The organism is Rhodopseudomonas sp. BR0C11 (genome assembly GCF_010820945.1).
GTDB lineage: Bacteria > Pseudomonadota > Alphaproteobacteria > Rhizobiales > Xanthobacteraceae > Rhodopseudomonas > Rhodopseudomonas palustris_H.
The window spans coordinates 1-380 of record NZ_QTKI01000886.1 but is presented as its reverse complement, the minus strand read 5'-3'; the positions used below and the strand labels follow the sequence as shown (position 1 = coordinate 380).

1 protein-coding gene is annotated in these 380 nt (G+C 68.7%); it reads right to left on the bottom strand.

Features of this window, described 5'->3' with window-relative positions; all coding sequences use genetic code 11:
- Positions 1 to 380, bottom strand: a 380-nt coding sequence (locus DYI24_RS27950; protein ID WP_283810918.1) for a TrmH family RNA methyltransferase, incomplete at both ends; no start/stop codon positions are given.

Below are 380 nucleotides of genomic sequence, written 5' to 3'. Positions count from 1 at the left end.
GTGGTGACGATCGCCTGCACGGCGAAAGCGGCCGCCGAGCGCAGGATCGCCCCGACATTGTGCGGATCGGTGATCTGATCGAGCACCAGCACGATGCCGTGCTGGTGCAGGGTGTCGATTCGCGGCACCTGCAGCGGATCGGCCTCGGCCAGCATGCCCTGATGCACCGCGTCCGGCCCGAGCTGGCGGTCGATCTCCGACGGCCGGACGATCTCCGGCGCGATTCGGGTGTCGATGTGCTCCTCGGCCAGCTTGCGGGCGGCGTTCTCGGTCAGCCACAGCTTGCGAATCTTACGCCGCGGATTGGCCAGTGCGGCCGTAACAGTGTGCCAGCCGTACAGGATCACGGGCCCGTCGCCGTCGCGTTCGCGGGCTTCGCG